Source organism: Flavobacterium sp. M31R6 (assembly GCF_013284035.1).
Taxonomy (GTDB): domain Bacteria; phylum Bacteroidota; class Bacteroidia; order Flavobacteriales; family Flavobacteriaceae; genus Flavobacterium.
This window is the reverse complement of record NZ_CP054141.1, coordinates 2,692,238-2,707,345: the sequence shown is the minus strand read 5'-3', so window position 1 is coordinate 2,707,345 and position 15,108 is coordinate 2,692,238. Positions and strand designations below refer to the sequence as shown.

Genomic DNA, 15,108 nt, shown 5'->3' with positions numbered 1-15,108 from the left:
CCTTTTCTATTTAAAAATTATTATTAGCTATTCAAAAAGAATGTCGCATATAAACATAACTACTTAACAATCTGTAAATAATGCAACTAATTTAAAAAGTCTCATAACAATTTTAGGTATTATAAATAGACCTTTATAATTCTTGTAATTTCAAGTTTTATAAAAAGAATTAATGCTTAATACCTTTAAAGATGAGAAATAGAATCACCACACAGACCCCTAATATCCTTCCTGCTGGAGTATTAAACACAGAATTTAAAACCTCAATTATCAATCATTTGATTCCTAATACAGTCATAAAACTTCCCGAAATATTGTTCATTACCACTTTCCCTCCAAGAGAATGTGGTATTGCAACTTATTCTCAGGATTTGATTAAATCATTAAATAATAAGTTTAAGAATTCATTCAATATAAAAATTTGTGCATTGGAATCGGATGCCGAAAAACATCATTATGAGGAACCTGTAAAATATATCCTCAACACTGACGAACCCGATTCTTTCAGCAATTTGTCCGAAAAAATCAATGCCAATAATTCGATTCAAATAGTATTGCTTCAGCATGAGTTTGGCCTTTTTAGAAATAACGAAGCCCATTTAATACAATTTCTATATAAAATTGAAAAACCTTCAATAATTGTGTTTCACACAGTATTACCTAATCCGAATGATTCGCTTAAAGAAAATGTTCAAGTTATAGGACAGCTAGCACATTCGATAATTGTGATGACCAATTCGGCAGCTTTAATCTTGAAAAATGATTATGGAGTCGATTCAGAAAAAATATCGGTAATACCTCATGGAACTCATTTGGTGCCCCATTCTGACAAAGAACTTTTGAAAGAAGAATATAATTTGTCCGGGAAAAAAATACTGTCCACTTTTGGATTATTAAATTCAGGAAAAAGCATCGAAACAACACTTGATGCCATGCCAAGTATTATCAAAGAAAACAATGATGTTTTATTTTTAATAATTGGCAAAACACATCCATCTGTAGTAAAAGTAGAAGGTGAAAAATACAGAATGATGTTGGACGAAAAAATTCAAAGCCTGCAATTACAAAATCATGTACTATTTGTTAACTCCTTTTTGCCCCTGCCCCAACTTCTAGACTTTTTGCAGCTTACGGATATTTATTTGTTTACTTCAAAAGACCCAAATCAAGCAGTAAGTGGAACCTTTTCATATGCCATGAGTTGTGGTTGCCCTATTGTCTCCACACCTATTCCACACGCATGTGAAGTGTTAAGTGATGGTGCTGGAATCATAATTGATTTTGGAAATTCTAAGCAATTGGCCAAAGAAGTAAATCGTTTGTTACTCGATAATAAATTAAGAAAAAACATAAGCGCAAACGGATTGCATAAAATTGTGCCAACAGCCTGGGAAAATTCGGCTATTGCCCATGCTTTTTTATTCGATAAAATTGGTGATGAAAATTTGACTTTAGAATATAAAATTCCTGAAATTAATTTAGACCACATCAAAAGATTAACGACCGATTTTGGTATGATTCAGTTTTCTATTATCAATCAGCCCGACTCTGAATCAGGATATACCATAGATGACAATGCCCGTGCCATGGTAGCGATGTGTGAACATTTTGAATTAACGAAAGACAAAACCGATTTAGAGTACATCAAAATCTATTTAAATTTTATCACCTCTTGTCTACAGGACGATGGTTCTTTCCTAAATTATGTAGATGAAGATGGTGATTTTACAGATCAAAACTACGAGACTAACCTTGAAGATTCTAACGGTAGAGCCATTTGGGCTTTAGGTTGTTTGATTTCTTTTGCATCAGTTTTGCCAGGTTCATTGGTAGAAAAAGCAAAAAAGACTTTGGAACGAGCTTCTGTCAATGTTTTAAAAATGCATTCGACACGCGCAATGGCTTTTGTAATAAAAGGGCTTTATTATGTCAACACAAAAGAAAAATCACAACAAAATACCATAATAATAAAAGAACTGGCCGATAGAATGATTCAAATGTACAAGCATGAATCGAAACCCAATTGGAACTGGTTTGAAAGTTATTTGACATACGGCAACAGTATTTTGCCAGAAGCGATGCTTTGCGCTTATTTGAGTACTGGTGACACAAACTATAAAGCTGTAGCTAAAAATTCATTTGACTTTCTTTTAGGTAAAATTTTTAAAGACAATAGCATCAAAGTAATATCCAATAAAGGGTGGCTGCTAAAAAACAACAGTGCAAAAATTCGAGCAATTGGTGGTGAACAACCTATAGATATTGCCTATACTATTTTGGCGTTAAGCAAATTTTCTAAAGCTTTCAATGACCCGGAATACAAACGAAAAATAAAAATTGCTTTCAGTTGGTTTTTAGGAAACAACCACCTGCATCAAATTATTTACAATCCTTGTACTGGTGGTTGTTATGACGGATTAGAAGATACATACGTCAATTTAAATCAAGGTGCAGAATCTACCGTAAGCTACTTAATGTCTAGATTATGTATAGAAAAAAATACCAGAAAGTCTTTTCTAAATGCTCTCAATGGTTCTCAAAAAGAGCTTTATTCTAAAGTAAACCATAAAAAAACATTGGCTTAATGTGTGAACTATATAAGATTTACTCAAAGTTATGAAACACTTTTGGATACCAAAGTATTGACCTTTGTTTATTGAAAATTTTGCTTTTTTGATATCAAACAGGCCAACCTTAATTTGAATCTGATGAATAAGAAAAAATCTATTGATGCATTAAATGCTTTTATCGGGATAAATAAAAACCGATTTGAAAGTTACATAATGGCCTCGAAGCAAATCAATGAATACGATTTAATAACGTTGTTTACAGGATTTCAAGAAAAAAACAAACAATACAAAGCCGAATTGGTTTCTGAAATTCTAAAATTAGGAGGAAAACCGACTATGGAATCCCCCATGATTTTATTAGTTTCTAAAATTTACAGGGAAGTAAGATCAAAATTTAGAATTAAAGATCGTGAAGATATTCTAAACAGATGTGAATACGATGCTGATGTCACCCTAAAAAAATACACCACTGTTTTGAATAATAATATAGAGCATTTGTCTCCAAAGCATCAAAACATAATTAATGCACAACATCAATCCATAAAGAAAGATCATGATACCTTAAAAGGTCTTGGTGATTTGATGGTGACTTGCAGAAGATTCAATTTAGAAACTCAAACCTAACGACTATCCATTTGCTTAATCAACTCTACAACTCTATTTTTTTTAAATCATGAATAGTTCTGCAAAAATTATAAAAGTATCGATTGTAAAAACCTATCTGAAAAACATTTTTGAAGATATTGGAAAGGCTACACTATTTACAACACGATTTTTTAAAGAAGTTGCGAAGACCTCCTTCGAATTCAAAGAATTTCTTTGGCAGTGTTATGCTATTGGATACAAATCCTTACCCATTGTAAGTATTACTGCTTTTATAATGGGTTTGGTACTTACCATACAATCTCGCCCAACAATGGCGAAGTTTGGTGCCGAATCATGGTTACCCAGTATGGTTGGGCTTTCACTAATACGGGAAATTGTACCCGTAATCACGGCATTAATTTGTGCCGGGAAAATTGCGTCTGGAATAGGAGCAGAATTGGGTTCTATGAAAGTTACTGAACAAATTGATGCGATGGAAGTTTCAGCTATAAATCCTTATAAATATTTAGTGGTAACCAGAATTATGGCAACCACAATTATGATTCCAATTTTGGTCATTTACGCAGATTTCATTGGAGTTTTTGGTGGATATATAGGTTACAACATTCATGAAAATATGGGTTTTTACCGTTATTTCTCCAATGTATTAGAACATCTTGAATTTCTGGACATTCTACCGGCGATAGTAAAGACTTTTTTCTTCGGATTTGCTATTGGTCTAGTGGGCTGCTATAAAGGATTTAATGCCGAAAATGGAACTGAAAGTGTTGGAAAAGCAGCAAACACAGCAGTAGTTACCGCTTCTTTAAGCATCTTCATCCTTGATATGATTGCCGTGCAAATAACCGACTTATTTTATTAAATTATGACACAGGCAAAACCATTAAAGAATAAAAAAACGGCGACAGATTCAGTAGAAACAATCCTAGAACTGAAAAATGTTTGCAAATCTTTTGGGGATAATGATGTTCTTAAAGGCATTAATTTATCTGTAAAAAAAGGAGAGAATTTGGTCATTTTAGGCCGATCAGGTTCTGGAAAATCAATAGCTATAAAATGTTTAGTAGGTTTAATTCATGTTGATGAAGGTGAAATAAAAATTTTTGGAACCGATATCACCGAACTAAGGAATGATGATTTAAACGACATCAGAGTTCGAATAGGTTTTCTTTTTCAAAATGGTGCTTTATATGATTCCATGACTGTTAGACAGAATTTGGAGTTTACTTTAAAACACCACTCTCCACATGTATCCTCTGCTGAAGTTGACGAAGCCATTCTAGAAGCACTGGAAAGTGTAGGCTTAGAAGAAGCCATTGACAAAATGCCTTCGGAATTGTCTGGCGGTATGCGAAAAAGAATTGGTTTAGCCAGAACAATTATTATCAAGCCTGAAATCATTTTGTATGACGAACCTACCACAGGTTTGGACGCTATAACCTCAAGAGAAATTAGTGAACTGATATTGTATGTTCAAAAAAAATACAAAACAACTTCTATTATTATTACTCATGATATGGCCTGCGCCAAAATTACAGCAAACCGAATTATGATTATAAAAGATGGCGTAATCTGCGCAGAAGGCAGTTATGCCGAATTAGAAAAAAGTGAAGACGAATGGGTTCGTTCATTTTTCATTTAATAAATAAATAGACAAAATACTCAAATTATGTATAAAGAATCAGGATTTACATGGAAGTTAGGAATGTTTGTAACAATCGGATTGATTCTCTTTGTTGGCACCATATACTTTGTTGGAAAACAGAAAAATTTATTTGGATCAACTTTTACGCTGCAATCACAATTCAAAACTGTATCAGGACTGAAGGTGGGAAATAATGTTCGATTCTCAGGTATAAATGTAGGGACCGTAAGTGAAATTGAACTCATTACTGATTCTGCTGTTGTAGTCAAATTAGTGATTAAAGATGAAGTTCGACGCTTTATAAAAACAGACGCCAAAGCCAGCATCGGTTCTGATGGTCTGATGGGCGATAAAGTACTGACTATATCTCCAGGAACAACATCAAAAAGTACTGTAAAAGACAATGCTACAATTGCCTCGCTCACAGCAATTGAAATCGAGGATATCATGAAAGGGGTAAAAACGACAGTAGATAATGCCGCTGTAATTACGGATCAATTGGCCGAGTTCAGTTTTAAAATAAACAATGGAAAAGGAACTTTATCCAAACTGTTAATGGATGAGCATATGGGCAACAAATTGGATGCAACTATGACAAACCTAGAAAAAGGAACCAAAGGTTTTGATGATAATATGGAAGCAGCAAAACACAACTTTTTGCTGAAAGGCTATTTCAATAAAAAAGAAAAAGCCGAGGCCAAGAAACAAGAAGAGATTCAAAAAGAAAAAGACAAAGCCAAGAAACAAGAAGAAAAACAAAAGGAAAAAGATTTAAAAGCAAAAGCTAACTAATCCGTGAATTATGAAATCTTTACTAGAAATACTATAACAAGGTTTGAATGTTTATGAATGAACTTTGTAATATCAAATTTAGAGGAGAATAAATCGCCTCATAAATGAAGATAAAAAAATTAAAAAAATAAAAATGAAAGCACTAAAACTAATTGCCCTAGCCCTATTCTTATTTGCATCAACTGCAAATCATGCGCAAGTATCCATAAACGTAAATGTAGGAGCACCGCCTCAATGGGGACCGGTTGGCTATAACGAAGTATCGTATTATTATATCCCAGATGTGCAATCCTATTATGATATACATGCACAACAGTTCATCTTTTTAAGCAATGGCGCTTGGATTAGATCTAACAATCTGCCTAATCGTTATAGAAACTATGATTTGTACAATGGATATAAAGTAGTATTAAATGATTATCATGGTACAAGACCTTATACCCATTACAATGAGCACAAAGTAAAATATTACAAAGGCTATAATAAGGGACATCAGGAAAACTATAGAACAGCGTCTAATTACAACAAACATGATAATGGTAATCATAATGGAAACCAAAAGCATAACGACAATCATGGTAATGATGGCCATGATGGCCATAAAAATGGTAAACATTAATTCCTAATAAAAATGGAAGCTGAAAGTGAACTAAACAACCAAATCTTGAAGATCACAATGTTGATAAGAAAGGACTATCCCGAATTATCAAAATATCTTCTAGAAATGCCAGAAACCATTCCAGGTATTGAAAATCCTGAAATGAACAAAAAAGTTCTAAATGAATATCTAAATTCTTTAAAAGAAATTTTAGATAAATATGCTCCAAATCACGGAATTGATATTCTAAATATTTGAAAACAAAAAAATGAAAACAGAAAAAAAATTAGGCGTTTGGATGGATCATTCAATAGCTCACATCATAGAATTTACGGATCAATGGAATGAATTGAAAACAATTGAATCCAATTTTTCCCATCTAGATAAAGTTAAAAGTTTAACTAAAAGTGAATCATTGATGCATAATAAAGAACAGCAACTGCAAACTGAATTCTATAAAAAAATAGAAGAAATCATTTTAAAATATGATGACGTATTGCTCTTTGGTGCAACCAATGCAAAAACAGAACTATTCAATAAAACACAAAAGGATCATCGCTTTGCCAATATTAAAATAGTGGTAAAAGAAGCAGACAAAATGAGTAACACTCAAAAAATCTTTTTTATTTCAGATTATTTTGAGACCGTAAAAGCATAAAAGTTCTTACAAAAAAAATTAAATTTAAGACAACGGGAACGTTTGTTGAAAATTTAGAATAAGCCCTGCTATTAAATTGGTAGGGCTTTTTTATACTTTCTAAAATAAAATATCATGAATAAAATATACAACCATTCCGAAAATCTTTTCGAAAAATTGGTATCTGTGGCAACAACTATATTAGGAAACTCCATTTCGTTTTTAATAGCATTATGTTTAGTGCTTTTCTGGTGGATCAATAGTTTATTCATAAAAAATGACGCACATCTTATTATCGGGGATATCATTTTTGGTGTTACTTTCCTGAGTTTATTCATTATCCAAAAATCGTTCAATCGATTCTCAGCTTCCTTGAATCTAAAAATAAATGAATTAGTGTCCTCTCATGAAACCGCCAGTAATGCCGTATTGAATGCCGAAATCAAGACCGAAAAGGAAATCACCGAATTATCCAAAGAATACTCTGACTTAGCAGAACAAATTAAGGAATTGGATGATGAATGTAAAGTAGAGTTTAACAAAGAACTTGATAAGGCCTTGGATACAGAAGAAAATCATATCAGAGAAAAATAATGGGCTATACGTAAAACCGTAAATGATGTAACTCTTTTCAAGAATTTTGAAACACTTTTATGTCAATATTACCCCACCTTTGTAATGTTGTGAAAATGGTTTCACACATAATATGGACAAGATGAACACAACAGAACTAAAAGGAAACTGGGACGAGCAAAAAGGAAAATTGAAACAAAAATTTGCTGCCTTAACGGATAATGATTTATTATTTGTTGAAGGAAAAAAAGACGAAATGCTGGGAAAACTTCAAATTAAATTGGGTAAAACCAAAGAAGAACTTCACAAAATTATTCAAGATCTTTAAATCGTTGCTGCAAGTTGTATCCATTTATAATTTTCAACTGTTTAAATGGATACAATTTTTACAAAAAAAATATAATCTTAAATATACTAAAATGAAAAAATCAATTTTAACCCTTGCAATTGCAACTTTCATGATCGGATCAATAGTCACGAGTTGTAAACCAAACACAGAAAAAGAACAAGCTGCACAAGATAGTGTTGACAGTGCAAAAGTTGCAGTAACAGATGCAGAAAACGATTTGGACGAAGCCAAAAGAGTCGCAACAGCTGAAGAATGGCAAGCATTTAAAGATAGTACCAATGTAAAAATTGAAGAAAACAATGCCAAAATAGCCGAATTGAAATTGAAAATCAAAAAAACGGGAAAAGACATCGATAAAGCATATCAAAGAAACATCGATACAATTGAACAAAAAAATAAGAATCTAAAAGCAAAAATGGATTCCTATAAAAATGATGTCAATAGCGATTGGCAATCTTTTAAGAGAGAATTCAACCATGATATGGATGAACTTGGACAAAGCTTAAAAGACTTCACCGTAAATAACAAAAATTAAATAAATGCGTTATATAGTTGTAATAGTGATGATTGCAGCTAAAAATTAATCTTTAAAAAAAACAGAAATCATGAGTAATCTTCTTTATACAGTAGCAGTAATACTAGTTATTTTTTGGGCAATCGGATTCTTTGCCTATAGTGCAGGATCCATAATACACATTTTACTTGTAATTGCATTAATTGCAGTAATATTAAGAATAATTCAAGGCAGAAAAGTTTTATAATTAATCTTTAAAAGACAGAAATAGGGAATCGCCATTAAAACCATTTTTGTTGCAAACAATTGAAAAATCATCGAACTCCGATGAAAAGAAAAGATTGTGAGATAAACATTAATAAAGAAAACGATGCCATATATCGATAACAAATAAATTTTACATATTATGAAAGCAAATAAAATCGCATTAGGCCTATTAGGCGGTATAGCCGCAGGAGCAGTTGTAGGAATATTGTTTGCACCTGCAAAAGGAGCAGATACAAGAAAAAAAATTCAGCAAAAAGGCAGTGATTATGCCGATAATTTGAAAGATAAATTGGAAAATCTATCTGGGTCATTAAAAAACAATTATGAAAAAATTGTTCATAATGGAAAAGACTTAGTTGCTGAAAGTAGATCAAAATTTGATGATATTAAAAGCATCAATCCTTGAATTTAAATCATTAAAGCAGTAACAATAGAGATATTCTTTAAAAGAAGAAGGCTATTGCTGCTGTTTTTTTTATTACAAATAAATTAAAACTCTTTTTTATGATTTGGATTGTATCCTTTGAAGATTTATGGTTAAATTTTAAAAACAACAAATTTTATGGATTCAATAAATGAAAATGAATTATTAAGCGCAAATAAAAAATTGGCCTTTCAAGTTCAGCAGAAAGAAAATAGAGTAGCAAAATTGGCTTTAGACAATAAAAAATTAGTCTGTCAAAATGATGAAAACGAAAAATGTATTGAAGAATTAAAAAATATCAATAAAGTATTAATGTTTCATTATCAGAAAAATAAAAAGTGCAATGAAGAGTTGACTATTGCCAATAAAGAGCTTCTTATTAAAAATAAATAAAAAGAGAAAAAAAGTGTCATGAATGCTAATGACAAATAAAGAAATCAAAAATTGACTTCATATACCTCTGTCTTGAAGAAAAAAGTTTTTATAAAAAAACAATAGAAAAAGTTTAGGGTTATAAGTAGATTTTAATCGGTTTCTCTACAACAAAAAGCCAAATTGTATTTCGTACAATTTGGCTTTTTTTATGGAGTAAATAGTAAAGCAACTATTTTTTGATAACAGCGAATTATACAACTAATAGGCCGAATTCTATAACACTCTTTTGCGCTAATCAAGCAAACTTTGCAATATAAATAATCAAATCCCCAAAAAAAAATGAATACTAAAAAACTAATAACGACAATTGCGATAGCACTTGTTGTTTTAATAACTGGATGCTCAAAGGACGATGTAGAACAAGTAACTGGTGAATCTGCTATAGTTACTTCCGCTAATCCAGAAAATGGATCTATAAATGTCCCTTTGGATCAAAAAATTTCGGTAGTTTTCAATCAAGAGATGAAAGCCTCCACATTTGATTCCTCGTCTTTTACAGTACAAGGAACAACATTGGTTGCAGGAACAGTTTCCATTACTGGAAAAACAGCTACGTTTATTCCAACTGCTCCGCTTACCGCCAATACAACGTACACAGGTACTATTAAAACAACTGTGCAAAATATACTGGGCCAAGCCTTAGAAGCAGATTATGTTTGGACTTTTAGTACAGGAACCACCCTAAACCCAATGGTGCTTTCATCTGATCCTGTCAATAAAACTACCAATGTAGTCCTTAATAAAGTAGTCGCTGTTAATTTTAATATGCCAATGAATCAAACTACTATAAATGCAAATAGTTTTACTGTCAAACAAGGAGCAGCAACAGTTGAGGGAAGTATTTCATATAATGGAACAATAGCGTATTTTAAGCCAAATACTTCTTTAATGGCTAATACACAATATACAGCTACAATTACGACAGAAGCCAAAAATATACAAGGAACAGCTTTGAGTTCTAATTATGTTTGGACGTTTACCACTGGAGCTACAACAGCACCAACGGTAGTCTCTACTGATCCTTTAGATAATGCAACAGCAACAATGCTTAACAAATCGATTTCTGCTACTTTCAGTATCGCTATAGATCCTAAAACCATTAATGACAAAACATTTATTGTAAAAAATGGAAATACAGCAGTGATAGGAATTGTTACCTATACAGGTACTACAGCCACTTTTGATCCAAGTAGTGATCTTTTGCCAGGAACAACTTATACTGCAACAATTTCCGGAGCCAAAAATTTGGCGGGTGTTGCATTAGCTAACGATTATATATGGAATTTCAGCACGAGTTCTACATTAGTTGGTAACACCGTAAACCTTGGATCAGCTGAGAGGTTCGGAATTCTGGCTGGTGTTGGAGTAAGCAATAATGCAGGTTTTAGCGAAATAAGAAATATGGACGTAGGAATAAGTCCGGGAGTTCGATCTTCGATTACTGGCTTTCCGCCTGCAATAATCGTAGAAGGTGCTATTTACGCTTCTGATGATATTGCTCCTCCTGGAATAGGTGCTATGCTAATAAAAGCCAAACAAGATTTGACAAATGCCTATCTTTTTGCCGAAGGTGCTTCAACACCAGCACCAGCAACGGTATCTGGAGATCAAGGTGGTAAAACACTGGCCCCTGGTATTTATAAATCGACTTCTACCCTTTTAATACAATCTGGAGATTTAACTCTTGACGCACAAGGAGATGCTAATGCTGTTTGGATTTTTCAAGTAGCCTCAGACTTTACAACTGTTGGTGGAGCCGGCGGAAATGTTATTTTGAGTGGCGGTGCTCAAGCCAAAAATATCTTTTGGCAAGTGGGTAGATCTGCAACAATTGGAAACTATACTATATTTAAAGGAAATATATTGGCATTGACATCAATAACACTGAATTCACATGCTACTGTCCAAGGTAGAATGTTAGCCAGAAATGGTTCTATCGTTATGACGCATACTAATATTATTTCTAAGCCATAAATTTTTTGATAATAAAAGGCAACTCATAATACGAAGGATAGGTAATTAAAAAAGCCTATCCTTTTTTGTTTGGAAAAAAATAAGATTATTAAGTATTAAATAGAGACTGTCTTTTTTAAATATTGATAAGAAACAGGTTTAATAAGTATGAAAAAAATTACTATTTTTACTTTCAAATTTTATAAAAATGAATCCAAACGAACAACTAATATTTAAGTTCTATACTGCTTTTGCAAATGGTGATGCCAAAACGATGTGTGAATGTTATCATCCCGAAATTCAATTTCAAGATCCTGCTTTTGGTATACTAAAAGGAAATGATGCTTGTCAAATGTGGAAAATGTTGATTGAAAAAAGTAAAGGGAATATTAAAATTGAATTTTCGGATATTAAAGCTGATGATTATATAGGAACTGCAAAATGGATCGCTACCTATAATTTTAGCAAAACCAATAGAAAAGTTATTAATGTTATTCATGGTGAATTTAAGTTTCAGGATGGTTTAATTATTAGACATACCGATAATTTTGACATTTGGAAATGGGCTAAACAAGCATTAGGTTTCAAAGGATTATTGTTTGGTTGGACAGGTTTTATGCAAAAGAAAATACAAGAACAAGCGCTAACTTCTTTAAACAACTATACTAAAACAATTTCATAGAGATGATAGAGACTTTAAAAACTTTGTTTAACAGGGACCTAAATAGACTAAAATTGGAGATTGAATCATTCCAGAATGAAAGTAAGATTTGGAGTATTGATCGAAATATATCTAATTCGGCAGGGAATCTTTGCTTGCATTTAATTGGGAATCTAAATACCTATATCGGAGTTCAAATTGGAAAAACAAACTATATCAGAAATCGGGAACTGGAATTTTCCAATAAAGACATTCCAAAAGAAATACTCATAGCCCAAATAGAAGCAACAACACAAATAGTTAATGATGCTCTTATACTTTTAACGGAAGAAGATTTAAAAAAGGAATATCCAATTTTAGTTTTTGAAGCTAAAACTTCAACAGAATTTCTGTTAATTCACCTCACAACACATCTTACCTATCACTTGGGCCAAATAAATTATCACAGACGATTACTCGATAATTAGGTTTGAAATCATCTTATTGTAACCAAAGAACAATTGACTTTGTCTATAATATGATTTAAATTTTATTGCTGTTAAATCATTTCCAGAATAAAATATTTGATAAATATTTTTTAACCCAGATAATCTTATAAAAATAAATTGCTATAAATTTTATCGATAACGTAATAGTTTTTTGAAATAATCACAAAAACTAAGTAAAACTTAAACAAACAACTACTTAAAAATGAATACCTTAATTATTGTTTAAAAATCAACCAAAGCGTCTTTTCAACCCATAAAATCACTAAATTTACTAGTATAATTCAGTTTATTACAAGTAAAAAAACGTTAACTAATAATTTTAATAGAAATGAAAAGTACGACAGAAACACTATATTTTAAAACAGGAAATTGGAATAATGCAATTGATGTTTATGATTTTGTTTTGCAAAATATTACTCCTTATGAAGGAGATGCCAAATTTTTAGTGGGGCCATCAGAGAAAACTAAAACGCTATGGAGTGTTTGCAAAGAAAATTTACTTCAGGAAAGAAAAAACAATGGCTGTTTGGCAATTGACACAAACGTTATTTCAAATATAACCTCATTTGGACCAGGATACATTAATAAAGAAAATGAAGTTATTGTAGGTTTACAAACCGATGTTCTTTTAAAAAGAGCTATGAAGCCTTTTGGTGGTATTAAATTGGTAGAATCTGCTGTAGCAGAAAGAGGATTGAAGGTATCTGATGAAGTGGTTAAAATTTTTAATTATGCAAAGGATCATAACCAAGCTGTTTTTAGTGCTTATGATAGCGAAATTAGAGCCTATCGTTCAAAACACTTATTAACTGGTCTGCCTGATAATTATGCTAGAGGAAGAATAATTGGTGATTTTAGAAGAATCGCTCTTTATGGAGTCGATCGTTTGATTGAAATCAAGAAAAACGATTTTGCGGCTGTTGCTGGTGAAATGACCGATCACAAAGTGCGTCTTAGAGAAGAAATTTCAGAGCAAATAAAAGCCTTACAGGATATGAAAATCATGGCCAATTCTTATGGCATTGATATTTCTGTTCCTGCGACCAACGCACAAGAAGCTGTACAATTTACTTACTTGGCTTATTTAAGTGCTGTAAAAGAACAAGATGGTGCTGCTATGTCACTTGGTAACGTATCATCATTTTTAGATATTTTTATAGAAAATGATTTAAAATCTGGTCTAATTACCGAAGAAGAAGCCCAAGAATTTATAGACCAATTTGTCATGAAACTGCGTTTGGTTCGTCACTTGCGTCCAGGTGCTTATGATGAAATCTTTGGTGGGGATCCAACTTGGGTGACTGAAGCCATTGGCGGACAACTTAATGATGGTAGAACTAAAGTAACTAAAACCTCTTTTAGATTTTTGCAAACACTTTATAACTTGGGCGCTTCTCCAGAGCCAAATTTAACAATTTTATGGTCTCAAAATTTACCAATAGGTTTTAAAGATTTTTGTGCACAAGTATCTATTGACACATCATCCCTACAATATGAAAATGATGATTTGATGCGTACCAATAGAGGTTCTGATGACTACGGAATTGCTTGTTGTGTTTCTTACCAAAAAATTGGAAAAACAATTCAACACTTTGGAGCCCGTGCCAATTTGCCAAAAGCCTTATTAATGGCTTTGAATGGCGGTAGAGAAGAAGATAAAGGATCAGTAGTTATTAGAAATATTCCTCAAATGGAAGATGGTGTTTTAGACTATGATTCTGTTAAGAATATGTTCAAAATAACTTTGGCTGAAGTGGCAAGAGTTTATGCAAAATCCATGTACATAATTCATTATATGCATGACAAATACTATTACGAAAGAGCCCAAATGGCTTTGATTGATAGTGATCCTAATATTGATATCGCTTATGGTGCAGCCGGAATTTCTATCATCGCCGATTCACTTTCAGCAATTAAATATGCTAAAGTAACTCCAGTAAGAAACGATATCGGATTAACTGTAGATTTCAATATTGAAGGTGATTTTCCAAAATTCGGTAATGATGATGACAGAGTCGATAGCATTGCACAAGAAATCACTACTATTTTTATTGAGGAATTAAGAAAACACAAGGCTTATAAAAATGCCACTCCTACTCTATCTTTATTGACAATTACATCAAATGTAATGTATGGTTCAAATACAGGTTCCACACCGGATGGTCGTAAAGCTGGTGAGGCTTTTGCTCCTGGAGCAAATCCAATGCACGGTAGAGATGTAAATGGTGCTATCGCTTCCTTAAATTCAGTAAGTAAATTGAATTATGAAGATGCTCAAGATGGTATATCATACACATTCACAATGGTACCAAAATCTTTAGGATCTGACAAAGAAGAACAAATTTTAAATTTGGAAACCATCTTAGACAGTTATTTTGGAAAAAATGCGCACCACTTGAATGTCAATGTTTTAGATAAAGAAACCTTAATGGATGCTTACAATCACCCGGAGAACTATCCTCAATTAACCATTAGAGTTTCTGGTTATGCAGTGAATTTCGTTCGATTGTCCAAAGCACATCAATTGGAAGTTATTACAAGAACTTTTCACGAAACAATGTAAATTAACACTGAACTATAAATTTTGAATTAAACC

General features: G+C 32.2%; 18 protein-coding genes. All 18 read left to right on the top strand.

All coding sequences use genetic code 11. The annotated features are described in order from the left end of the window. The first annotated feature begins 191 nt into the window (after positions 1-191). The 18 genes from HQN62_RS11050 to pflB all read left to right on the top strand — a co-directional run bounded on the left by HQN62_RS11050 (position 192) and on the right by pflB (position 15,075). Positions 192-2,585: a glycosyltransferase gene (locus HQN62_RS11050; protein WP_173504392.1), complete on the top strand. Its 2,394-nt coding sequence runs from the start codon at positions 192-194 to the stop codon at positions 2,583-2,585. A gap of 123 nt (positions 2,586-2,708) precedes the next feature. After that, positions 2,709-3,194, top strand: coding sequence for a PA2169 family four-helix-bundle protein (locus tag HQN62_RS11045; protein WP_173504391.1), 486 nt, complete (start codon positions 2,709-2,711; stop codon positions 3,192-3,194). 49 nt (positions 3,195-3,243) lie between these two features. Beyond that, entirely contained in the window at positions 3,244-4,038 is a 795-nt protein-coding gene (locus HQN62_RS11040; protein WP_116798275.1) for an MlaE family ABC transporter permease, read from the top strand. Between the two features lie 3 nt (positions 4,039-4,041). Next, positions 4,042-4,818, top strand: a complete 777-nt coding sequence (locus HQN62_RS11035) for an ABC transporter ATP-binding protein (RefSeq protein WP_116798276.1) — start codon at positions 4,042-4,044, stop codon at positions 4,816-4,818. A gap of 27 nt (positions 4,819-4,845) precedes the next feature. Continuing rightward, positions 4,846-5,613, top strand: coding sequence for an MlaD family protein (locus HQN62_RS11030; RefSeq protein WP_173504390.1), 768 nt, complete (start codon positions 4,846-4,848; stop codon positions 5,611-5,613). Between the two features lie 133 nt (positions 5,614-5,746). After that, complete coding sequence (locus HQN62_RS11025) at positions 5,747-6,232, top strand: hypothetical protein (RefSeq protein ID WP_173504389.1); 486 nt, start codon at positions 5,747-5,749, stop codon at positions 6,230-6,232. 12 nt (positions 6,233-6,244) lie between these two features. Next, positions 6,245-6,469, top strand: coding sequence for a hypothetical protein (locus HQN62_RS11020; RefSeq protein WP_173504388.1), 225 nt, complete (start codon positions 6,245-6,247; stop codon positions 6,467-6,469). A 10-nt stretch (positions 6,470-6,479) separates the two neighbouring features. Continuing rightward, entirely contained in the window at positions 6,480-6,869 is a 390-nt protein-coding gene (locus HQN62_RS11015) for a hypothetical protein (protein ID WP_116798280.1), read from the top strand. A 114-nt stretch (positions 6,870-6,983) separates the two neighbouring features. After that, positions 6,984-7,442 (top strand): low affinity iron permease family protein, encoded by a 459-nt coding sequence (locus HQN62_RS11010; protein WP_116798281.1) that lies wholly within the window; start codon positions 6,984-6,986, stop codon positions 7,440-7,442. Between the two features lie 121 nt (positions 7,443-7,563). Further along, positions 7,564-7,749, top strand: coding sequence for a CsbD family protein (locus tag HQN62_RS11005; RefSeq protein ID WP_116798529.1), 186 nt, complete (start codon positions 7,564-7,566; stop codon positions 7,747-7,749). 91 nt (positions 7,750-7,840) lie between these two features. Further along, positions 7,841-8,305 carry a sll1863 family stress response protein gene (locus HQN62_RS11000; protein WP_173504387.1) on the top strand — a complete coding sequence of 155 codons (465 nt, stop codon included), beginning with the start codon at positions 7,841-7,843 and terminating at the stop codon, positions 8,303-8,305. Positions 8,306-8,375: 70 nt separating this feature from the next. Beyond that, positions 8,376-8,531 carry a lmo0937 family membrane protein gene (locus HQN62_RS10995; protein ID WP_116798283.1) on the top strand — a complete coding sequence of 52 codons (156 nt, stop codon included), beginning with the start codon at positions 8,376-8,378 and terminating at the stop codon, positions 8,529-8,531. Positions 8,532-8,690: 159 nt separating this feature from the next. Further along, entirely contained in the window at positions 8,691-8,957 is a 267-nt protein-coding gene (locus HQN62_RS10990) for a YtxH domain-containing protein (protein WP_116798284.1), read from the top strand. 156 nt (positions 8,958-9,113) lie between these two features. Beyond that, a complete protein-coding gene (locus HQN62_RS10985) occupies positions 9,114-9,368 on the top strand; it encodes a hypothetical protein (RefSeq protein WP_173504386.1) in 255 nt (84 codons plus the stop codon). Between the two features lie 321 nt (positions 9,369-9,689). Beyond that, positions 9,690-11,384, top strand: a complete 1,695-nt coding sequence (locus HQN62_RS10980; protein WP_173504385.1) for an Ig-like domain-containing protein — start codon at positions 9,690-9,692, stop codon at positions 11,382-11,384. Positions 11,385-11,571: 187 nt separating this feature from the next. Further along, positions 11,572-12,045: a nuclear transport factor 2 family protein gene (locus tag HQN62_RS10975; protein WP_173504384.1), complete on the top strand. Its 474-nt coding sequence runs from the start codon at positions 11,572-11,574 to the stop codon at positions 12,043-12,045. A 2-nt stretch (positions 12,046-12,047) separates the two neighbouring features. Then, positions 12,048-12,491 (top strand): DUF1572 family protein, encoded by a 444-nt coding sequence (locus HQN62_RS10970; RefSeq protein WP_173504383.1) that lies wholly within the window; start codon positions 12,048-12,050, stop codon positions 12,489-12,491. 349 nt (positions 12,492-12,840) lie between these two features. Further along, positions 12,841-15,075 carry a formate C-acetyltransferase gene (pflB, locus tag HQN62_RS10965; protein ID WP_173504382.1) on the top strand — a complete coding sequence of 745 codons (2,235 nt, stop codon included), beginning with the start codon at positions 12,841-12,843 and terminating at the stop codon, positions 15,073-15,075. Positions 15,076-15,108 lie beyond the last annotated feature (33 nt).

Excerpts from the sequence above, each read along its gene's own strand:
- HQN62_RS11040 (WP_116798275.1), top strand. The coding sequence starts at position 3,244 with ATGAATAGTTCTGCAAAAATTATAAAAGTATCGATTGTAAAAACCTAT.
- HQN62_RS11035 (WP_116798276.1), top strand. The coding sequence starts at position 4,042 with ATGACACAGGCAAAACCATTAAAGAATAAAAAAACGGCGACAGATTCA.
- HQN62_RS11015 (WP_116798280.1), top strand. The coding sequence starts at position 6,480 with ATGAAAACAGAAAAAAAATTAGGCGTTTGGATGGATCATTCAATAGCT.
- HQN62_RS11045 (WP_173504391.1), top strand. The coding sequence starts at position 2,709 with ATGAATAAGAAAAAATCTATTGATGCATTAAATGCTTTTATCGGGATA.
- HQN62_RS11010 (WP_116798281.1), top strand. The coding sequence starts at position 6,984 with ATGAATAAAATATACAACCATTCCGAAAATCTTTTCGAAAAATTGGTA.
- HQN62_RS11030 (WP_173504390.1), top strand. The coding sequence starts at position 4,846 with ATGTATAAAGAATCAGGATTTACATGGAAGTTAGGAATGTTTGTAACA.
- HQN62_RS11000 (WP_173504387.1), top strand. The coding sequence starts at position 7,841 with ATGAAAAAATCAATTTTAACCCTTGCAATTGCAACTTTCATGATCGGA.
- HQN62_RS10985 (WP_173504386.1), top strand. The coding sequence starts at position 9,114 with ATGGATTCAATAAATGAAAATGAATTATTAAGCGCAAATAAAAAATTG.
- HQN62_RS11025 (WP_173504389.1), top strand. The coding sequence starts at position 5,747 with ATGAAAGCACTAAAACTAATTGCCCTAGCCCTATTCTTATTTGCATCA.
- HQN62_RS10990 (WP_116798284.1), top strand. The coding sequence starts at position 8,691 with ATGAAAGCAAATAAAATCGCATTAGGCCTATTAGGCGGTATAGCCGCA.
- HQN62_RS10995 (WP_116798283.1), top strand. The coding sequence starts at position 8,376 with ATGAGTAATCTTCTTTATACAGTAGCAGTAATACTAGTTATTTTTTGG.
- HQN62_RS11020 (WP_173504388.1), top strand. The coding sequence starts at position 6,245 with ATGGAAGCTGAAAGTGAACTAAACAACCAAATCTTGAAGATCACAATG.
- pflB (WP_173504382.1), top strand. The coding sequence starts at position 12,841 with ATGAAAAGTACGACAGAAACACTATATTTTAAAACAGGAAATTGGAAT.
- HQN62_RS10975 (WP_173504384.1), top strand. The coding sequence starts at position 11,572 with ATGAATCCAAACGAACAACTAATATTTAAGTTCTATACTGCTTTTGCA.
- HQN62_RS10970 (WP_173504383.1), top strand. The coding sequence starts at position 12,048 with ATGATAGAGACTTTAAAAACTTTGTTTAACAGGGACCTAAATAGACTA.
- HQN62_RS11005 (WP_116798529.1), top strand. The coding sequence starts at position 7,564 with ATGAACACAACAGAACTAAAAGGAAACTGGGACGAGCAAAAAGGAAAA.
- HQN62_RS11050 (WP_173504392.1), top strand. The coding sequence starts at position 192 with ATGAGAAATAGAATCACCACACAGACCCCTAATATCCTTCCTGCTGGA.
- HQN62_RS10980 (WP_173504385.1), top strand. The coding sequence starts at position 9,690 with ATGAATACTAAAAAACTAATAACGACAATTGCGATAGCACTTGTTGTT.